Origin of the sequence: Achromobacter sp. UBA5777, from assembly GCF_002418565.1 — a bacterium.
GTDB lineage: Bacteria > Pseudomonadota > Gammaproteobacteria > Burkholderiales > Burkholderiaceae_B > Achromobacter > Achromobacter animicus.
Genome location: NZ_DIEJ01000232.1, coordinates 1 through 18991, shown reverse-complemented (window position 1 = coordinate 18991; position 18991 = coordinate 1). Strand labels below are relative to the sequence as shown.

Below are 18991 nucleotides of genomic sequence, written 5' to 3'. Positions count from 1 at the left end.
TCCTATTCGCCGCGCTTGCGCAGTTGCGGGTTGAGGGCGTCGTTCAGGCCTTCGCCGATCAGGTTGATGGCCAGCACGGTCAGCAAAATGGCGACGCCAGGCCACACGCTCATCCACCAGGCTTCGCGGATCATCGTGCGCGCCGCGCCGATCATGAAGCCCCAGCTCATCAGGTTGCGGTCGCCCAGGCCCAGGAAAGACAGCGACGATTCCGTCAGGATGGCGGTCGCCACCATGAACGAGGCCGACACGATGATGGGCGACATGGCGTTGGGCAGGATCTGCGTGCCCACGATGCGCGCCGGCGTCTGGCCGATGACGATGGCCGCCTGCACGAATTCGCGCTGCTTGAGCGTCATGAACTCCGACCGCACCAGCCGCGCTGCCGGCGGCCAGGACACCACGGCGATCGCGCCCATGATCGAATACACCGACGGGCTCAAAATGGCGACCAGCACGACGGCCATCGCCAGTTGCGGAATGGTCTGGAAAAACTCGGTGAAGCGCATCAGCGCGTCGTCCACGCGGCCGCCGCAATAGCCGGCCACCGATCCGACCAGGATGCCGAACAGCAGCGCCACGGCGGTCGACAGCAAACCGACCATCAGCGACACGCGCGCGCCCCACACCAGGCCGGCCGTGATGTCGCGGCCCAGCATGTCCGTGCCGAACGGATAGTCCGCATTGGTGAACGGCGGGATCAGCGGATCGGCCACCATCATCCACGGCGATTCCTCGTACAGCAGCGGCGCCGCCAGGGCCACGGCCACCACGATCAGCATGATGACCAGCCCGGCCACCGCCCCGTAGTTGCGCATGTAACGTTGGGCGAATGACTTCATGCGGAGGCTCCTTGCTGCGCACCCGCGCCGATGCGCGGATCGATCAGGCGGTACAGCACGTCGGTCAACAGGTTGAAGACGACGACCATGATGGACGTGACCAGGAAGATGCCCAGCAGAAGCTGGTAGTCGCGTTGCAGCAGGGCGTCGAACATCAGACGGCCGATGCCGGGCCACGCGAAGACGGTTTCGGTCAGGACCGCGCCGCCCGCCATCTGCCCGAGCTGGATGCCGGCAAACGTGATGACCGGCAGCAGCGCGTTGCGCAGCACGTGCGCGCGGATCACACGGCTGGGGCTCACGCCCTTGGCGCGGGCCGTTTTCACGAAGTCCATGCCGATCACTTCCAGCATCGACGCGCGCGTCAGCCGCACATAGACCGCCATGAAGAAGCAGCCCAGCGTCACGGTCGGCAGGATGAGGTGCAGGGCGATGTCGCCCGCGCGCGCCCAGCCGGTCAGGTTGGCGCCCACGGTTTCCATGCCGAACGCCGGCAGCCAGCCCAGCACCACTGAAAACAGCAGAATGCCCATCAGCGACAGCCAGAAGAGCGGCGTGGCGTACAGGAGCAGGGCGCCGGTCATCACCGAGCTGTCGATCCAGCGGCGCTTGTTGCGGTAGCGCGCCTTGGCCGCCACCACGCCCAGCAGCACGCCCAGCACGATCGAAAACACGAAGGCGCACGACATCAGGAGGAAGGTGGCGGGCAAGCGCTCGACGATCAGGTCCAGCACTGGTACGTGATTGCGGTAGGAAAAGCCCAGGTCCAGCTGCACCACGCCCTTCAGATAAAGCAGGAGCTGCGTCAGGATCGGCTTGTCCAACCCGAAGGCGACACGCAGCTGGTCCACGTAGGCGGCATCGCCCGCGCCGGCCTGGCCGGCCAGCACGGCGGCGGGGTCGCCGGGCGCCAGCCGTATCAGGAAGAAATTGATGATCACCACGCCCAGCACCACCACCAGGGCCTTGCCGATGCGGGAAAGCAGGAAAGACAGGAATCTCATGCTCGGGTCCTTTCAGGACGGGATTTGCCGGCGGCAAGCGGGCCCATCGCACAGCCGGAAGCTGCCGCGAGCGAACCCGCGGCAACTTCCTGACAGCGCTTACTTCTTCTCGATGTAGACGTCGTCGAACGACTCGTTCAGACCGATGGCGGTCTTGACCAGGTTCTTCACGTTGGCGCGAGACAGGGTGGGGAACTCCATGTCGACCAGGAATCCGTTGGCCACCTCGTTGACGAGGGTCGTCTGGATCTTGGTGTAGAGCTCCTGGCGCTTGGCCGGATCGACCTCGGAGGCGGCGGCCTCCCACAGCTTGTCGGTCTCGGGGTTGCTGTAACCCTGCACGTTGGCAAAGGGCGAACCCTTGACGATGTTCGACGAGATGTACAGCCGCTGCACGCCCAGCGCGGGATCGCCGTACTGGTAGGTGAAGGTGGTCGTCAGGTCGAAGTCCCAGTTGCCGGTGCGGCTGGCCCAGCCGCCGGCGTCCGTCGATTCCACGTTCACCTTGAAGCCAAGCTGCTCCAGCGCCTGCTTGGTGTATTCACCCAGCCGGTCCCAGGTCGATCCGTACGGGAAGCTCAGCTGGCGGATCGTGTAGTCGCCCGGCTTGATGCCCGACTCCTTGATGAGCGCGCGCGCCTTCTTCATGTCGAACGGCATCGGCGGCATGTTCTTGTCGTAGAACATCTCGGTCGTCACGAACGGGCTGGTCGACACCTTGCCCAGGCCGAAGAAGATGTTGTTGACCACCATGTTGCGGTTCATGGCGGCCATGACCGCCTGACGCACCTTCAGATTGTCGAAGGGCGGCTTGCGCATGTTGAAGATCAGGTAGGCCTGAGGCGAGAACATTTCCCAGCCCGCTGTCGTGTATTCCACGTTGGGCAGGCCGCGAAGGCGCTTGATGTCGACGTTGTCCACGTCGCCGCCGCGCAGCACGTCCACGCTGCCGCGCTCAAACGCCACGGCGCGCGACGCCGCATCCGGAATCACGTTGAACACCAGCTCATCCAGATAGGGCTTGCCCGGCTTCCAGTAGTCGGGATTGCGCGCCAGCTTGATGTATTCGCCGCGCTTCCATTCCTTGAAGACGAACGGCCCGGTGCCCACGGGCTTCTGGTTGGCGGGGTTGGTCATGTAGTCCGTGCCGGCGTACAGATGCTTGGGCATCATCGGCGCAAAGCCGGGTTCGAACATCAGCATGAAGGCGGGGAACGGCGTCTTCAGCTTGATGACCACGGTCTTGGCATCCGGGGCCGTCACGGAATCGACGAACTTGTTCAGGATGACGCGGGCGCGCGCATGGGTCTTGGGCAGCATCTCTGCCAGCGAGAACACCACGTCTTCGGACGTGAACGGTTTGCCGTCATGCCACTTCACGTTGTCCTGCAGATGGAAGGTGTAGGTCAGCCCGTCAGCGGCGGCTTCCCAGGACTTGGCCAGCCCGGGCTGCGGCTTCAAGTCGGTGGAGTAGGTCAGCAGGCTTTCGTAGATCTTGCCTGCAACGAATTGCGTTGGCCCCTGCTGATTGATGGCCGTGACGATCACCGGCGGTTCGGGCTGCACGATCATGTTCAGCGTGCCGCCCTTGGTCTGGGCGAACGCCTGCGTGGCGGGCAGCGCGGCCGCAAGGACCAATGCGCCGATGCTTAGGGAAAACCAGTTTTTCGATTTCACTGCGAGCCTCCGGGCTGGAAAGGGTCGGACAGGCGGCCGCCTGGACGCGGCGATAGCCGTGCCGAATCAAGCAAACCTCATGCCACCTGCGTTTCTCGGGTACTGCGGGTGGAGCTGCTGCAACAATGCTTCGTTCAGGTGCTGGTTAAGGCGCCGCGCACCAATGCGGAGAATTCAATGGTGCTTCGCCAGGGCGGCGAGGGCGGCGTGGTCGGCGGCTGCGGTGCGGTGAGTGTCCGGCTGCAAGTTTTTTCCCCTTTGCATTTTTGTTGGACGAATCAGGCGTGCTGGCTACGGCTTGGGCAAATCATTCAGGGCGCTGACTGGCGCCATTGGCCCGCGCCACCATGGCGTCGAGCAGGACGTTGCAACCGGCCTCCAGATGTTCGGGCCGGGCGTCTTCGATTTCGTTGTGGCTGATGCCGTTCTTGCATGGGACGAAGATCATGGCGGTGGGCGCGACGGCGGCCATGTAGACGGCGTCGTGTCCGGCGCCGGTGACGATGTTCATCGCGGGCAGACCACGATTCGCGGCGCCCTTGAGCACCTTGTCGACCAGATCGGGATCGAACGGCGTCGGCGGAAAGTACTGCACATCCTTCACCTCGACGCGCACGCCATGCGCGACCGCGATGTCGTCGCAGACACGCCGCCAATCCTGGTCCATGCGGTCCAGCGTCGCCTCGTCTTCGTGGCGCAGGTCGGTGGTGAATCGCACTTGGCCCGGGATCACGTTGCGCGATCCCGGAAAGGCGTGGATCTCGCCCACCGTGCCGCGCCCGTGCGGCTGGTGGGTGTTGGCGATGTTCACGACCGCCTGGAGCAGGAAGCTCGTGGCAAAAAGCGCGTCGCGGCGGATTGCCATCGGTGTCGGTCCGGCGTGCATTTCCATGCCGGTCACCGTGATGTCGTACCAGCGCAGCCCCAGCGACCCCGTCACCACGCCGACGGTCTTCTCCTCGTGCTCAAGGATCGGACCCTGCTCGATGTGCGCCTCGAAATAGGCGTCGACCGGGCGGCCGCCCACGGGATCGGCGCCCGCGTATCCGATGGCGGCAAGCTCGTCGCGCACGCTGATGCCCTGCGCGTCGCGCGCCGACAGCGCGGTTTCCAGCGGAAATTTGCCGGCGAATACGCCCGATCCCATCATGACCGGCACAAAGCGCGAGCCTTCCTCGTTGGTCCAGATCGCCACTTCCAGCGGGGCGTCGGTCTGCACGTCCGCGTCGTTCAGGGTGCGGATGACTTCCAGCCCGGCCAGCACGCCATAACAGCCGTCGAACTTGCCGCCCGTGGGCTGCGTATCGATGTGGCTGCCCGTCATGACGGGCGGCAGGCTGTCGTCGCGGCCCGCGCGCCGGGCAAAGATGTTGCCCACCTGGTCCACGCGCACCGTCATGCCGGCATCGCGCATCCAGCCAGTCACCAGATCGCGTCCCTGGCCATCGAGCGCGGTGAGCGCCAGGCGGCAGTTGCCGCCCTTGGGCGTCGCGCCGATCTGCGCAAGATCCATCAAGGATTGCCACAGCCGGTTGCCGTTGATGGACAGGGTGGGTGTCGTCATAGATCGCCTCGGGGGTTGGAAACGTCGCCAAAGTCCTCGCGCAATCGCGCCAGGATGCCAAGCAGGTGTGCGTGCATGGCGTGGCGCGCCCGCATGGGGTCGCGCGCCACGATCGCGGTCAGGATGCGCTGGTGTTCGGCGTGGGCGACGGCCCACACCTTGGCGTCGACGAAGTAGTCCTGCATCCGCCGGTACACCGAGCTGGACTGGGTCAGGTTCCACAGATGGCCCACCGCGGCGGCCAGCGCGGCGTTGCCGCAGGCGGCGGCGATCGCGCCGTGGAATTCGCGATCGTGCCGACCGGGTGACTCCGTCAGCGACATGCCCTCATGGGCTTCGCGGATCGCCGCAAGCTGGGCGGGCGTGGCGTGCTGGGCCGCCATGCCGGCGCATTCGGGTTCGATCAGGAGGCGGGCTTCCAGCAGGTCGAACGGGCCGATGTCGTCGGCGCTCTGCGCCGCATTGGCGTTCGGCCCGGCGGCAGATGCCGTGCCGCCGCCTTCCTTGTCGGCCACGAAAACGCCGGTGCCGACGCGGACCTCGACGTAGCCCTCGATTTCAAGCGCGATCAGCGCTTCGCGGATCGACGCGCGGCTGACCTGCAATTGTTCGGCCAGATCCCGCTCTGACGGCAACCGCCGGCCGCGCGGAAAGTCGCCCGCCCGGATGCGTCCCGCGATCTGGTCGGCGATCATGCGATACAGACGAGTGACAGCGACGGCTTGAAAGGTGCTCATCGGGCGGTCTGCACAAAGGGTTGGCCTGGTGGTCAGGCCACCAATATAGGCACCTCGCCCTTGAAACGAAAGGGGAAACCGCCGCTTTCAGGGAAAACGATGTGAGGGAATCCACGGCTGTTCGTCTGGTGGTCAGGCCAGTTGGAGTTCTGGCCTGAGTTCGGCGCGCGTCTACTGCGCGTCGTCGTCCGGTTCCGGCGTTTGCGTAAACGCCCTCACCAGCCGGGCGATGCCGTCGAGTTCGTCATGGGCGCCCACCACCCATTCCGGCTTGCCAAACGGGCTGTCGGCCGGCGTGTTGTCCAGATTGGCCTTCAGGTCGCCCAGGAGTTCCAGCGCCATGTCGGTGGCCTGGGGGCTGCTGCGGGTCGACAGGGCGATCGCAATCGCCAGTGCTTGGCGCATGGCCAGCAGGCGGCCTTCCAGTTCGGTTTCCATTGATTGATCCTTGTTTGCTGCGGGAATCTCGCGGCGGGAGTCTGTGGCAGGAATCGGGCTGCGCGATTCTCGGCGTGTACGTCTTGCCCGGTGAGTCGCGGCATTTTACGGGGCAGGGCGGCGCAACAGGGTGGCGCTCACCCGCCTTGGCAAAGCTTGCCCCGCGGCAGACGCGGTGATCGCCGTTTGCGCAAGATCAATGTGCCGGGGACCGGGCAGGCGAATAATCCGGGTTATGCAAGCCGCTCTACGCCCTCAATCTTCGGAATCGCCGGCGCCCGCCACCGCCGAGCCGTTTTTTCCTCCCCAACTGCTGGCCCGGTTGGACAAGAACGGGCCGCGATACACCTCGTATCCCACGGCAGACCGTTATCACGGAAGCTTCGGCGAGCAAGACTACCGCCTCGCCCTGCAGCAGCGGCGCGCAACCAGCCCGGCCGAGCCACTGTCGCTCTACGTGCACATTCCCTTCTGTGAATCGGTCTGTTATTACTGCGCCTGTAACAAGGTGGTGACCCGCCACCATGACCGCGCCGCCCGCTACCTCGATGCGCTGTCCAGCGAAATCGCGCTGCACGTGCAGGAACTCGGTCCCGGCGTGCCGGTATCGCAACTGCATTTCGGGGGCGGCACCCCCACGTTCCTGTCCAACGAAGAACTGGCGCGGCTGATGGGCGATCTGCGCGGCGCGTTCCGCTTTGAGCCCGATGCCGAAATTTCCGTCGAAGTCGATCCTCGCACAGCTACCCCCGAGCGCCTGGCCTTCCTGCAGCAACTGGGCTTCAACCGCTTGAGCTTCGGCGTCCAGGATTTCGACGAACGCGTACAGGTCGCGGTGCATCGGGTCCAGTCGTACGAGGATGTCGCCGCGCTGATGCACAGCGCACGGGCCTTGGGCTATGCGTCGGTTAACGTGGACCTCATCTATGGGCTGCCGCTGCAGACCACCGAATCCTTCGCCCGCACCATCGAGCAGGTCATCTCGCTGCGTCCCGACCGCATCGCGCTCTATGCCTACGCGCATCTGCCCGAACGCTTCAAACCGCAGCGCCGCATTCAAGAAGCCGACCTGCCGGACCGCGCCACGCGCGTCGGCCTGCTCAGCTCCGCCATCCAGGGTTTTCTGAAGCAGGGCTACACGTATATCGGCATGGACCACTTCGCGTTGAACACCGACGCATTGGCCATAGCCAAGCAACGTGGCGAGCTTCACCGCAATTTCCAGGGTTACAGCACACAGCCGGATCGCGACCTCATCGCCCTTGGCGTGTCGGCCATCGGACGCATCGGCGACACCTACAGCCAAAACGCCAAGATCCTCGACGAATACTACGCCGCCATCGAATCCGGCAAGTTCGCCGTTGAACGCGGCCTGGCCCTTAGTCCCGACGATCTGGTCCGCCGCGAAATCATCATGGACATCATGTGCCAGGGCCGCGTGGACTTCGCCCGCATCGAAGCCAAGCACGGCCTGCGGTTCGGCGACTACTTCAGCCGCGAGCTCTCGCAGGTGGCCAGCCTGGCCGAACTGGGCCTGGTGAATCTGCACCTGGGCGAATTGCGGGTCACCGGCCTGGGCTGGTACTTCGTGCGGGCCGTGGCCATGGCCTTCGACAAGTACCTGCGGTCAGCCATTCCCACCGCCACGTACTCCCGCATCATCTGATCTCTCGCGCGGCCAACCGGCCGCGCGATTCATTCGGCAAACTTGTCGCGCAAATACAGCGCCAGCGACAAATCATCCGACAGCCCCAGCTTGCGCATGGCGCGGCGCTTGTGGGTGCTGACCGTCTTCTTGCTGCGTACCAGCCTGCGGGCAATCTGCGTCACCGACAGGCCCTGCCTGATGTGGCGCAGAACCTCTACTTCCGACGTCGTCAGCAGGGCATGCGGCGCCGTCGGCTCCATGCTGCAGATCTGTCCGTCTTCGACCGTCAGGAACGGCGTATTGGCCTCGACCACGCCGCGGATCATGTCCGGCAGCAGCACTAGGCCCCATTGTTTTGCCAGGTAACCGGCGGCGCCGGCTCGGAAGGCGGCGTACTCGGTCTCTTGGCGATTGCCGGCCGAAAAGGTGATGACCGCCATGTTGGGGTGATAGCGGCGCACCCGCCGCAGGTAGTTGACGCCATCGAAGGGTTCCAGGGGCAGATAGAAGTCGATCAGCGCGACGTCGCACGGCTGCTTGGCCAGCTTCTCCAGCAGGGAGCGTGCGGAGGTCTCGCGGTGCACCACATGAAACCCCGGGCGGCTTTCCAAAAAGGCGCCAATGCCCAGCGCGACGACGGGATGGTCGTCCAGGACCGCGACCCGGATCACCGGCGGTGGCCGCGACAGCAGCAGGTGCTTGCGAGCCTCTGAGCCGTCTGCCGGCGCGATAAGCGGGCCGTGAAGCGAGCCGCCGGTCATCTGGCTTGCAGTCTCTGAAACGCGATTCATCGTTGCTCCACGATCGGATGGGGGGCCAGGGCGATCCGCGCAGTCACGACGCGGCTGTCGCTGGCGCATTTCCGTGCGCGGCCCTGAAATTCGTGGGCAGATTACGTGTTCGGCGCGCGTTTGAGTTACCAAACGGGCCAAAATCAGACCGATCCGTCGGCACTAAACATCTCGCTGTGCCCCCGGTGCGCTCACTGCAATCCTCCGTGGCGTTTTCGCCACGGAAAGCGCGCAAACGGTGCTACAATCGGCAACGATCCATGCAGCTATTTCGGCTGCATTTGTTTTGCTGCACCTTGATTCGCGCCCCGCAGTGCGCGCACCAACAGGCCCCAACATGTTTTTCCCGCCCGCACGAACTACGACCCGGAACTTTCGCCCCATGTCGCGTTAGTTTTTTTCGTGCGTCGGGTTTCACCGTGTCAGGTCAGCGGTAGGACTCATCAAGACAATCAAATGAACGCGGCTACCAAGCCGCGTTTTTCGTTTCTGTTTTCGTTTTTCAGTTCCAAGAACCCCAGGAAGCACTCCCGATGGTACAGATCACATTGCCCGATGGTTCGCAGCGCCAATTTCCGGAACCGGTAACGGTCGCCGAAGTGGCGCAATCGATCGGTACGGGCCTGGCGAAGGCTGCCCTGGGCGGCCGCGTGACGTTCGACGGCGCGGAATCCAAGCTCGTCGACACCAGTTTCCGCATCGCAGAAGACGCCCGCCTGGCCATCGTGACGGCCAAGGATGCGGACGGCCTGGATCTGATCCGCCACTCGACCGCCCACCTGCTGGCCTATGCCGTCAAGGAGCTCTTCCCGGATGCCCAGGTCACCATCGGCCCTGTGATCGACAACGGCTTCTACTACGACTTCTCGTACAAGCGCCCCTTCACGCCGGAAGATCTTGCCGCCATCGAAAAGAAGATGGCCGAACTGGCCAAGAAGGACGAAGTTGTCACGCGCGAAGAATGGTCCCGCGACGACGCCGTCGAATTCTTCAAGGGCATTGGCGAAAAGTACAAGGCGGAAATCATCGCCTCGATCCCGTCCAACGAGACGCTGAGCCTGTACCGCGAAGGCGACTTCATCGACCTGTGCCGCGGCCCGCACGTGCCGTCCACGGGCAAGCTCAAGGTCTTCAAGCTGATGAAGGTGGCAGGCGCCTACTGGCGCGGCGACAGCAAGAACGAGATGCTCCAGCGCATCTACGGCACCGCCTGGGCAACGAAAGAAGAACAGGAAGCCTACCTGCACATGCTCGAAGAGGCCGAGCGCCGCGACCACCGCAAGATCGGCCGCGAACTCGACCTGTTCCACTTCCAGGACGAGGCCCCGGGCCTGATCTTCTGGCACCCCAAGGGCTGGGCCCTGTGGCAGCAGGTCGAGCAATACATGCGCAGCGTGTACCGCGACAACGGCTACCAGGAAGTCAAGGCGCCGCAGATTCTGGACATTTCGCTCTGGAAAAAGACCGGCCACTGGGACAACTATCGTGAAAACATGTTCACGACCGAGTCCGAAAACCGCGTCTATGGCCTCAAGCCCATGAACTGCCCGGGCCACGTGCAGATCTTCAACGCCGGCCTGCATTCCTACCGCGAACTGCCCCTGCGCTACGGCGAATTCGGCCAATGCCACCGCAACGAGCCCTCCGGTTCGCTGCACGGCATGATGCGCGTGCGCGGCTTCACGCAGGACGACGGCCACATTTTCTGTACCGAAGACCAGCTTCAGGACGAATGCGCCGATTTCACGGCGCTCTTGCAAAAGGTCTATCGCGACTTCGGTTTTACCGAAGTCCTGTACAAGGTCGCCACGCGTCCTGAAAAGCGTATCGGCACGGACGAAGTCTGGGACACGGCCGAAGCCGCCCTGATGGAGAGCCTGCGTCGCACGGGTTGCGAATTCGAAATCTCGCCGGGCGAGGGCGCCTTCTACGGCCCGAAGGTCGAATACACGCTCAAGGACGCCATTGGCCGTCACTGGCAGTGCGGCACGATCCAGGTCGATTTCTCCATGCCCGTGCGCCTGGGCGCCGAGTACGTGGACCAGAACGACCAGCGCCGTCCGCCCGTCATGCTGCACCGCGCGATCCTCGGTTCGCTCGAGCGCTTTATCGGCATGTTGATCGAAAACCACGCCGGCGCCATGCCGCCCTGGCTGGCGCCGGTGCAAGCAGTTGTATGCTGCATTTCCGAACCTTCGGCCGATTATGCTGCCGAAATCACGCAAAGCCTGAAAAAACAAGGCTTTAGAGTAGAGTCCGATTTGCGCGGTGAAAAAATCACTCGTAAAATTCGGGAACACAGCCTGCAAAAGGTGCCGTACATTCTTGTCGTCGGCGACAAGGAAAAGCAAAACGGCACTGTCGCGGTACGTGGACTGGGCGGCCTGGACCTTGGCGCCATCCCGTTCAACGACTTTGTGTCCCGGTTGTCCGAAGACGTCGCCACCCGTCGCGACGTCAATCAACCCGATAGCAGCGCTGCTTAACATTTCTAGGAGCTTTCAACATCGCCACTGAAAAAGCCAATCGCATCAACGGTGAAATCCGCGTCCCCGAGGTGCGCCTGATAGGTCTGGACGGAGAACAGCTGGGCATCGTCAAGATTGCCGACGCGTTCCGTCTTTCCGAGCAAAACGACGTGGATCTGGTGGAAATCGCGCCGAACGCCGAGCCGCCGGTCTGCCGTCTGATGGACTACGGCAAGTTCAAGTACCAAGAGCAAAAGCGCCAAGCCGAAGCCCGCTCCAAGCAGAAGGTCATCCAGGTCAAGGAAGTCAAATTCCGTCCGGCGACCGACGAGGGCGACTATCAGGTCAAGCTGCGCAACCTGCGCCGCTTCCTCGAAGAGGGCGACAAGGCCAAGGTGACGTTGCGTTTCCGTGGCCGCGAAATGGCTCACCAGGAACTTGGCATGCGCGTCCTTGAGCGCGTGCGCGACGATCTCCTGGAGCTTGCCCAGGTCGAAGCCATGCCCAAGCTCGAAGGCCGTCAGATGGTCATGGTGCTGGCGCCGAAGAAGAAGGCTGTGCCTGCAGGCAAGCCCGAATCGGCAGCCTGAGCGCCCGCCGTATCCGGTTCACGCAAGGCTCCGCCTTGCGGTCCTGCAACCCGCCGTGTCCGTCTCGTGACCGGCGGGTTCGCTTATTGACCGGCTCTACGCTACGATGTCACAAAGCATAGCCGCCTTCCCACCAGGGGAGGCGGCGTCCGTTCAGGGTGTCGCGATGCACGTTTTGTTCGTTTTGGATCCCTTGCCGCTGCTCAAGGCGTACAAGGATAGTTCGGTCGCCATGATGCGTGCCCTCGTGGCGCGCGGTCACACGCTCAGCGTGGCCATGCAGGGCGACCTCTACATCGAGGCGGGCGTCGTCAAGGCGCAGACCACGCCGATTGAGCTGGTCGCGGATGCCGACCTGCACGGTCACGACTGGTGGCGCGAATCCGCCTCCCAGGATCTGCCGCTGGCGGATTTTGGCGCGGTCGTGATGCGCAAGGACCCTCCGTTCGACATGGAATACGTGTATTCCACGCATCTGCTCGAATACGCCGAGGCGCAGGGCGCCTGCGTGTTCAACGGCGGCGCGGCCATCCGGAACCACCCGGAAAAGCTGGCAATCACCGAAATCAGCGAGTTCACCGCGCCCACGCTGGTCACTCGCAACATGGCCCGCCTCAAGGCGTTTCACGACAAGCATCAGGATGTCATCGTCAAGCCGCTGGACGGCATGGGCGGCACGGGCGTGTTCCGCCTGCAGCCCAAAGACCCCAACCTGAACGCCATCCTGGAAACGCTCACGGACAACGGCGCGCGCACCATCATGGCGCAGCGCTTCATCCCTGACATCGTCAAAGGCGATAAGCGCATCCTGCTGATCGGCGGCGAACCTGTGCCGTATTCCCTGGCCCGCATTCCCCTGGCCGGCGAAACGCGCGGCAACCTGGCCGCCGGCGGCCGTGGCGTCGCCCAGGAGCTGTCTCCCCGGGATCGTGAAATCGCCGAAGCCGTGGCGCCCAAGCTGGCCGCCCGCGGCCTGCTGCTGGTCGGCCTGGACGTCATTGGCGACTTCGTCACCGAAGTCAACGTCACCAGCCCCACCTGTTTCGTGGAAATCGCCGAACAGACTGGCTTTGACGTGGCCGGCATGTTCGTGCAGGCGCTCGAAAAGGCCGTGGCGGCCAAGGCTGCCGGCTCCGCCTCCGTTGCTGCCTGATTTTTCGGAACCGACATGACCACGGGTATTGTGATCGTCGTGCACGCGCCTCTGGGCGCGGCAATGCGCGAATGCGCGAGCCACGTCATGGGCGATCTGGACGGCATGCTGGCAATCCATGACATCCTGCCCGAAGACCTGCCGGACGATCTGGCGCCGGATGTCCTGAAAGACATCCTCGAGCAGGATCACGGCGCGGGGGTACTGGTGCTGACCGACCTGATCGGCGCCACGCCCGCCAACATCTCCAAGCGCGCGGTCGCCGATGCGCAGGCACAGGGCATCCAGTGCTGTGTGCTCGCGGGTCTCAACACGCCGATGCTGCTGCGCGCGTTGACCTACCGCAACCTGCCGCTGGCCGAAACCCGCGAAAAGGCGCTTGCCGGCGGGGTGCAGGGTGTCTTGCGGGTAGACTGACGGGCGGAAAATTGCCCTATTATGTCGGCTATTATTTCAAGCCGACGATCGGTACGACGATTGGCTGCGATCAACACTGCGGCATAGCCCGCGGTCACCACCTTTCCTATGCCTAATACTGACATTGTCATCAGCAACAAACTGGGATTGCATGCTAGGGCCGCCGCCAAGCTGACGCAGCTGGCCAGCAAGTTTTCCAGCGAGATCTTCATTTCGCGCGGTGCGCAACGCGTGAACGCCAAGAGCATCATGGGTGTCATGATGCTGGCAGCCGGACTGGGCGTCACCGTCAAGCTGGAGGCCTCCGGCAGCGATGCCGAGCAAGCGCTTTCCGAAATCGAAACCCTGTTCGACAGCAAATTCGGTGAGCAGGAATAGACCCTCTCCTGAAGCAACCGGCCCGGCCCGGGCCGGTTCGCCTATAGCGGCGACTGGCGCGCCCGCGACCAGCGCGCCCCAAGGGGCTGGTTCTGCCGGTCCCGTTGTGTGCCTCTACGGCAAGGGTGTCGCCAAGGGCTACGCCATCGGCCGCGCCGTCGTCATGGGGGCTGCGGCCCTTGAGGTGGCGCACTACCGGATCTCGCCGGAAGACGTGCCCGCTGAAAGCGCCCGCCTGACCGAGGCCCTGGCGTCGGCCCAGCAGGAACTGCTGCAACTGGCGGACACGCTGCCGGCCGACGCGCCGCGCGAGCTGGGCGCGATGCTCAACGTGCACAGTCTGCTACTGGGCGATCCGCTCCTGGCCGAACAGACACTCGCCCTGATCGCTGAGCGCCATTACAACGCCGAATGGGCGCTGACGACGCAGGGCCAGATTCTGGGCCAGCAGTTCGACGCCATGGAAGACGAATACCTGCGCGAGCGCGGGGCGGATGTGCGCCAGGTGATCGAGCGCGTGCTGCACGTCCTGGCCGGCACGTCGGCGATCCTGCCCGACATGTCCCACATGGGCGGCGACGACGCCCTGGTCGTGGTGGCGCACGATATCTCGCCCGCCGATATGCTGCGCTTGCGCGGTGGACGTTTTGCCGCCTTTGTCACCGACCTGGGCGGACCGACCTCGCACACCGCGATCGTGGCGCGCAGCATGGGCGTGCCCGCAGTGGTGGCAATGGGCAATGTGCGCGAACTGGTCCGCGACGGCGACATGCTGATCATCGACGGCTCGGTTGGCGTCGTGGTGGTCAATCCGTCCGATCGCATTCTCCAGGAATACCGCCGCCGTCAGGCCGCCTACGCCGACGAGCGCGCCGAACTCAGCCTCCTGCGCGACGAACCGTCCGTCACCCTGGATGGCATCGACATCGTGCTGCACGCCAATATCGAGTTGCCGGACGAAGCCGCGCTGGCGCTGGCGTCCGGCGCGCACGGTATCGGGCTGTTCCGCAGCGAATTCCTCTTCATGGGCCGGCCCGACCTGCCCGGCGAAGAAGAGCAGTACGAGGCCTATGCTTCGGTCGTCAAGGTGATGGCCGGCCGTCCGGTCACGATCCGCACGCTGGACATCGGCTCTGACAAGACGCTGGACGGCGAGGCCACCGTAGCCACCAATCCCGCCCTCGGGCAGCGTGCTATCCGTTACTGCCTGGCGCGCCCCGAGATGTTCGCGACACAGTTGCGGGCCATCCTGAGGGCCTCCGCCCACGGACCGGTGCGCTTGCTGATCCCGATGATCGCGCATATGCATGAGGTCGTCGCGACCAAGGCCGCCATCGAGGCCGCCCGGCGCGAACTCGATGCCCGTGGCCAGGCCTACGCGCCGCACATGGAAGTGGGCGCGATGGTTGAAGTCCCCGCCATCGCCATCGCCATCGAACCCTTTGCCCAGGCGCTGGACTTCCTGTCCATCGGCACCAACGACCTGATCCAGTACACGCTTGCCATCGACCGTGGCGACCACGACGTGGCTTCGCTTTACGATCCGCTGCACCCGGCGGTGCTGCGCCTGGTCGCCAACACCATCAATGCCGGCGAGCGCGCGGGCAAGCCGGTGGCCGTCTGCGGTGAAATGGCAGGCGATTCGCGCATGACCCGCCTGCTGCTCGGGCTGGGTCTGACCGAATTCTCCATGCACCCGCAGCAGCTGCTGGACGTCAAGCGAGAGGTCCGCCGGGCGCACTCCAATGCGCTTCGCATCAAGGTGGCGTCGGCGCTGAACCGCGCCTTGCCCGTCGACCTGGACGCGCTCGGCCCGGTCTGATCTGACACCGTCCCAAGCAAGCTGACAAAAAAAGAGCCCTTCATGATGAAGGGCTCTTTCATTTTCCGATCTGCCCCGCCGCGGGTCGCGGCGGGAGCGTCGAAGCAGCTTAGCTGTGATACGCGGATTCGCCGTGGCTGGTGACGTCCAGGCCTTCGCGCTCCTGGTCTTCCGGCACACGCAGGCCGCACAGGGCATTGGCGATCTTGTACGCAATCCATGCCACTACGCCGGACCAGACGATGGTCAGCAGCACGCCTTCCAGCTGGACCCACAGTTGGTGAGCAATCATGGAGGGCTCGGCCAGACCGGGGCCGCCGAAGACCTGCGCATTGAACACGCCGGTGAGCAGGGCGCCCACAATGCCGCCCACGCCGTGGATGCCGAACACGTCCAGCGCATCGTCGGCGCGCAGCATGCGCTTCAGGCCATTCACGCCCCAGACGCAGACCACGCCGGCAACGACGCCGATGATCAGGGCGCCCACCGGACCGACCAGGCCGGCGGCGGGGGTGATGCCGACCAGGCCGGCGATGGCGCCCGAAGCGGCGCCCAGCATCGAGGGCTTGCCCTTGATGGCCCATTCCGTGAACAACCAGGCCAGGACGGCGCCCGCCGTGGCGATCATGGTGTTGAAGAAGGCCAGCGTGGCGTTTTCGTTGGCGGCCAGGGCCGAACCTGCGTTGAAGCCGAACCAGCCCACCCACAGCAGGGCGGCGCCCACGAAGGTCATCGGCAGGTTGTGCGGCTGCATGGCTTCACGGCCATAGCCCACGCGCTTGCCAACCACATAGGCGCCCACCAGACCGGCCACGCCGGCGTTGATGTGCACCACGGTGCCGCCGGCAAAGTCCAGCGCGCCTTGTGCGTTCAAGAGGCCGGGCGCCGTTTCAGAGGCGAACCACACCATGTGCGCGATGGGGATGTAGGCGAACGTGAACCAGATCACCGTGAACACCAGCACGGCCGAAAACCGGGCGCGTTCGGCAAAGCTGCCAACCACCAGGGCGCAGGTGATGCCAGCGAACGTGGCCTGGAACGAGGCAAACAGCAGCTCGGTCAGGGTGTTCGACATGGCGTACGTGCCGTCGGCCGGATTGAACATGCCAGAGAAGAAAGCGCGCGAGAGGCCGCCGAAGAAGGCATTGCCCTCGGTGAAGGCCAGGGAATATCCATAGATGAACCAGAGAACCAGGCCCAGCACAAACGTGCACAACACTTGCAGCAAGACGGACAGCACGTTTTTGCTGCGCACCAGGCCGGCGTAGAACATGGCCAGGCCGGGTACGGCCATCATCAATACAAGCAGGGTAGAGACGAGCAACCAGGAAATATCTGCTTTATCCATTTTCAGGCTCCATTGAGTCTTTATTTATTTACAGCGCAGCTTCGCCGGCTTCGCCAGTTCTGATACGAATGACTTGTTCAAGGGGGGCGGCAAAGATCTTGCCGTCGCCGATCTTGCCGGTGCGGGCGGCTTGTTCGATCGCTTCGATGACCTGGTCCACAAGGTGGTCGGGCACGGCGGCCTCGACGCGCAGCTTGGGCAGGAAGTCAACGGCGTATTCAGCGCCGCGGTAGAGTTCGGTGTGGCCTTTCTGGCGGCCAAAGCCTTTGACTTCGGTGACGGTCAGGCCCTGGACCCCGATTCCGGATAGAGCCACCCGCACTTCGTCGAGCTTGAAGGGCTTGATGATGGCGATGATGAGTTTCATGGCATTTCCTCTCTTGGTTGCACGCACCGTGGTTAAAGCAATATCCATGCCATGTTGATCAGCGCTGGCGATGCCCGGCAACGGCGCAAAAGTTGTGCAAAACCGCACCGTTGTGGTGCGCTATGCACCGCAGGCCGGCCTCAATTTGGTGCGCAACAACGCGAAGCAGTCACATGCAACCACATGTGATCCGCAGGAGGGATTTGTAGCCATTTAATGCGAGCGTTCGCGGTGCGGGTACGTGCCGGCGCGTGTGCGTGGACGCGGCAGCAGAACGTGTCGTCCGGCGCTCAGCGTTGCGGGCCGCGGTTCTTTGCCTCGTGATGGCTTTCCAATCCCGGTTGGAATTCGTTCAGACCCGCTTAAATTGGGGCGCGACCGTGATACGAGGGTTTACACGGGTCGGCTTGTTGACTGGTGTGGGCTCGAGTTGAATCGGATTCAGGACGTGTATCCGCCATATGGACGATGCACTGCGCGGTCGGATAGACCGGGGCAAGGTTAGTGGTGTTGGTAGGGGGTTGCCGTCAGGCAGCCCGGTTTTCTCCTGTGCTTTGAAGGGCGGTCACCGCATGCGGCCCGCCCTTTTTTTTCGGCGGCGCAACCGGCCCCCCTGAAACGATCCAGCCGACGCACTACACTTGAGCCATCAAGAACATCGAGAGGCCCATATGAACAATCGCACCCAGTGGATGGAAGACCTTCAGAAGAACATTTCCGACCTGATCGCGCGCAGCCCCGCCGCGGACGTCGAGCGCAACGTGCGCGCCATGATGACGCAGGCGTTTTCCAAGCTGGATCTGGTCACCCGCGAAGAGTTCGACGTGCAAGCCGACTTGCTTGCACGCACGCGCGCCCGGGTCGATCAGCTGGCCGCCCAGGTGCAGCAGATGGAGCAGCGCCTGACGGGTCTGGACAAAGGTCCGGCGACGGGCCTGGATAAGTAAGTAAGCAAGCGCCGCGCACCCGCTACGCGCGGGCCCAGCGCGAGATCGTTTTGTCACGGCCGCTCTCCGCGGCCGTTTGTTTTTGCGGATACTGGCGTCCCGAACTCATCCGGAGACCCCCGTGACGCTTGCCGTACTCGCCAGCAGGGCCCTCAGCGGCATGCACGCCCATGCGGTCCGCGTCGAAACACACCTCGGGCCCGGCTTGCCGGGTTTCAACGTGGTCGGGCTGGTTGATACCGAAGTCCGGGAAAGCCGCGAGCGGGTCAGGGCGGCCATCATCAACAGCGGCTTCGAATTTCCGGCGGGGCGCATCACCGTCAATCTATCGCCGGCAGACATGCCCAAAGAGTCCGGCCGCTTCGATCTGCCGATCGCGCTGGGCGTGCTGCTCGCCTCCGGTCAATTGGCCGCGCCTGCGCAAGATGGCGCGCAGGCGGGCCGGCAGCAGGGCGGAGGTTCCGGTGGGGATTCGGGCGAACAGTCCGTAGACCGCAGCGCCGGCCGCTCCGGCGAACTTCCTGGCGAACTTCCCGGTGAGCATCCAGGCAAAGATCCCGACGGCCCTTCCAACGAACCTGCCGGCGACAGCCGCGGCGCACACGCCAGCGGGCTTGCCGGCGAGCGTCGCGCAGATCAGCCTCGTGCACCCGATCCCGCGCTCTCCAGCCTGGTGCTCGCCGGCGAACTGTCCCTGACCGGCGCGCTCGTGCCGGTCGCCGCGCCGCTGGTGATCGCCTTGAGCGTCGCTCGCGACGCGCCCGCCGCCACGCTGATCCTGCCGGCCGGCAGCGCCGAGC

General features: G+C 64.2%; 18 protein-coding genes. 9 read left to right on the top strand and 9 right to left on the bottom strand.

Features of this window, described 5'->3' with window-relative positions:
- Positions 1–2: 2 nt before the first annotated feature.
- From B3446_RS19045 to B3446_RS19020, 6 genes are all read right to left on the bottom strand, one after another.
- Positions 3–842 (bottom strand): ABC transporter permease, encoded by an 840-nt coding sequence (locus tag B3446_RS19045; protein WP_056569649.1) that lies wholly within the window; start codon positions 840–842, stop codon positions 3–5.
- Complete coding sequence (locus tag B3446_RS19040; RefSeq protein ID WP_056569653.1) at positions 839–1846, bottom strand: ABC transporter permease; 1008 nt, start codon at positions 1844–1846, stop codon at positions 839–841. The genes B3446_RS19045 and B3446_RS19040 overlap by 4 nt, the downstream gene beginning before the upstream one ends.
- Before the next feature lie 99 nt (positions 1847–1945).
- Positions 1946–3523, bottom strand: coding sequence for an ABC transporter substrate-binding protein (locus B3446_RS19035; protein WP_175124014.1), 1578 nt, complete (start codon positions 3521–3523; stop codon positions 1946–1948).
- 307 nt (positions 3524–3830) lie between these two features.
- Positions 3831–5087 (bottom strand): Zn-dependent hydrolase, encoded by a 1257-nt coding sequence (locus tag B3446_RS19030; RefSeq protein WP_291384118.1) that lies wholly within the window; start codon positions 5085–5087, stop codon positions 3831–3833.
- A complete protein-coding gene (locus B3446_RS19025) occupies positions 5084–5824 on the bottom strand; it encodes a FadR/GntR family transcriptional regulator (RefSeq protein ID WP_291384116.1) in 741 nt (246 codons plus the stop codon). The genes B3446_RS19030 and B3446_RS19025 overlap by 4 nt, the downstream gene beginning before the upstream one ends.
- Before the next feature lie 171 nt (positions 5825–5995).
- Positions 5996–6262 (bottom strand): hypothetical protein, encoded by a 267-nt coding sequence (locus B3446_RS19020; protein ID WP_191576980.1) that lies wholly within the window; start codon positions 6260–6262, stop codon positions 5996–5998.
- A 235-nt stretch (positions 6263–6497) separates the two neighbouring features.
- Here B3446_RS19020 and hemN point away from each other — a divergent pair, with 235 nt between their 5' ends.
- Positions 6498–7928, top strand: a complete 1431-nt coding sequence (hemN, locus tag B3446_RS19015; protein ID WP_291384114.1) for an oxygen-independent coproporphyrinogen III oxidase — start codon at positions 6498–6500, stop codon at positions 7926–7928.
- Between the two features lie 29 nt (positions 7929–7957).
- Here hemN and B3446_RS19010 read toward each other — a convergent pair whose 3' ends face one another.
- Positions 7958–8671, bottom strand: a complete 714-nt coding sequence (locus B3446_RS19010; protein ID WP_191577080.1) for a response regulator — start codon at positions 8669–8671, stop codon at positions 7958–7960.
- A gap of 563 nt (positions 8672–9234) precedes the next feature.
- Here B3446_RS19010 and thrS point away from each other — a divergent pair.
- From thrS to ptsP, 6 genes are all read left to right on the top strand, one after another.
- Positions 9235–11187, top strand: a complete 1953-nt coding sequence (thrS, locus tag B3446_RS19005; protein ID WP_291384111.1) for a threonine--tRNA ligase — start codon at positions 9235–9237, stop codon at positions 11185–11187.
- 20 nt (positions 11188–11207) lie between these two features.
- Positions 11208–11759 (top strand): translation initiation factor IF-3, encoded by a 552-nt coding sequence (infC, locus tag B3446_RS19000; RefSeq protein WP_076812461.1) that lies wholly within the window; start codon positions 11208–11210, stop codon positions 11757–11759.
- A gap of 166 nt (positions 11760–11925) precedes the next feature.
- Positions 11926–12912 (top strand): glutathione synthase, encoded by a 987-nt coding sequence (gene gshB, locus B3446_RS18995; protein ID WP_191576977.1) that lies wholly within the window; start codon positions 11926–11928, stop codon positions 12910–12912.
- Between the two features lie 15 nt (positions 12913–12927).
- Entirely contained in the window at positions 12928–13329 is a 402-nt protein-coding gene (locus B3446_RS18990; protein WP_056569684.1) for a PTS sugar transporter subunit IIA, read from the top strand.
- Between the two features lie 108 nt (positions 13330–13437).
- On the top strand, positions 13438–13707 hold the full coding sequence (locus B3446_RS18985) for an HPr family phosphocarrier protein (RefSeq protein WP_006387993.1): 270 nt from the start codon (positions 13438–13440) through the stop codon (positions 13705–13707).
- A 106-nt stretch (positions 13708–13813) separates the two neighbouring features.
- Positions 13814–15529 carry a phosphoenolpyruvate--protein phosphotransferase gene (ptsP, locus tag B3446_RS18980; RefSeq protein ID WP_191576976.1) on the top strand — a complete coding sequence of 572 codons (1716 nt, stop codon included), beginning with the start codon at positions 13814–13816 and terminating at the stop codon, positions 15527–15529.
- Between the two features lie 109 nt (positions 15530–15638).
- Here ptsP and amt read toward each other — a convergent pair whose 3' ends face one another.
- Positions 15639–16877 carry an ammonium transporter gene (amt, locus tag B3446_RS18975; protein ID WP_056569690.1) on the bottom strand — a complete coding sequence of 413 codons (1239 nt, stop codon included), beginning with the start codon at positions 16875–16877 and terminating at the stop codon, positions 15639–15641.
- Positions 16878–16905: 28 nt separating this feature from the next.
- On the bottom strand, positions 16906–17244 hold the full coding sequence (locus B3446_RS18970) for a P-II family nitrogen regulator (protein WP_006218735.1): 339 nt from the start codon (positions 17242–17244) through the stop codon (positions 16906–16908).
- A gap of 671 nt (positions 17245–17915) precedes the next feature.
- Between B3446_RS18970 and B3446_RS18965 the strand changes: the two genes are divergently transcribed.
- On the top strand, positions 17916–18191 hold the full coding sequence (locus B3446_RS18965) for an accessory factor UbiK family protein (protein WP_056315890.1): 276 nt from the start codon (positions 17916–17918) through the stop codon (positions 18189–18191).
- Between the two features lie 121 nt (positions 18192–18312).
- On the top strand, positions 18313–18991 hold a 679-nt coding region (locus B3446_RS18960; protein WP_291384095.1), incomplete at its 3' end, for a magnesium chelatase domain-containing protein.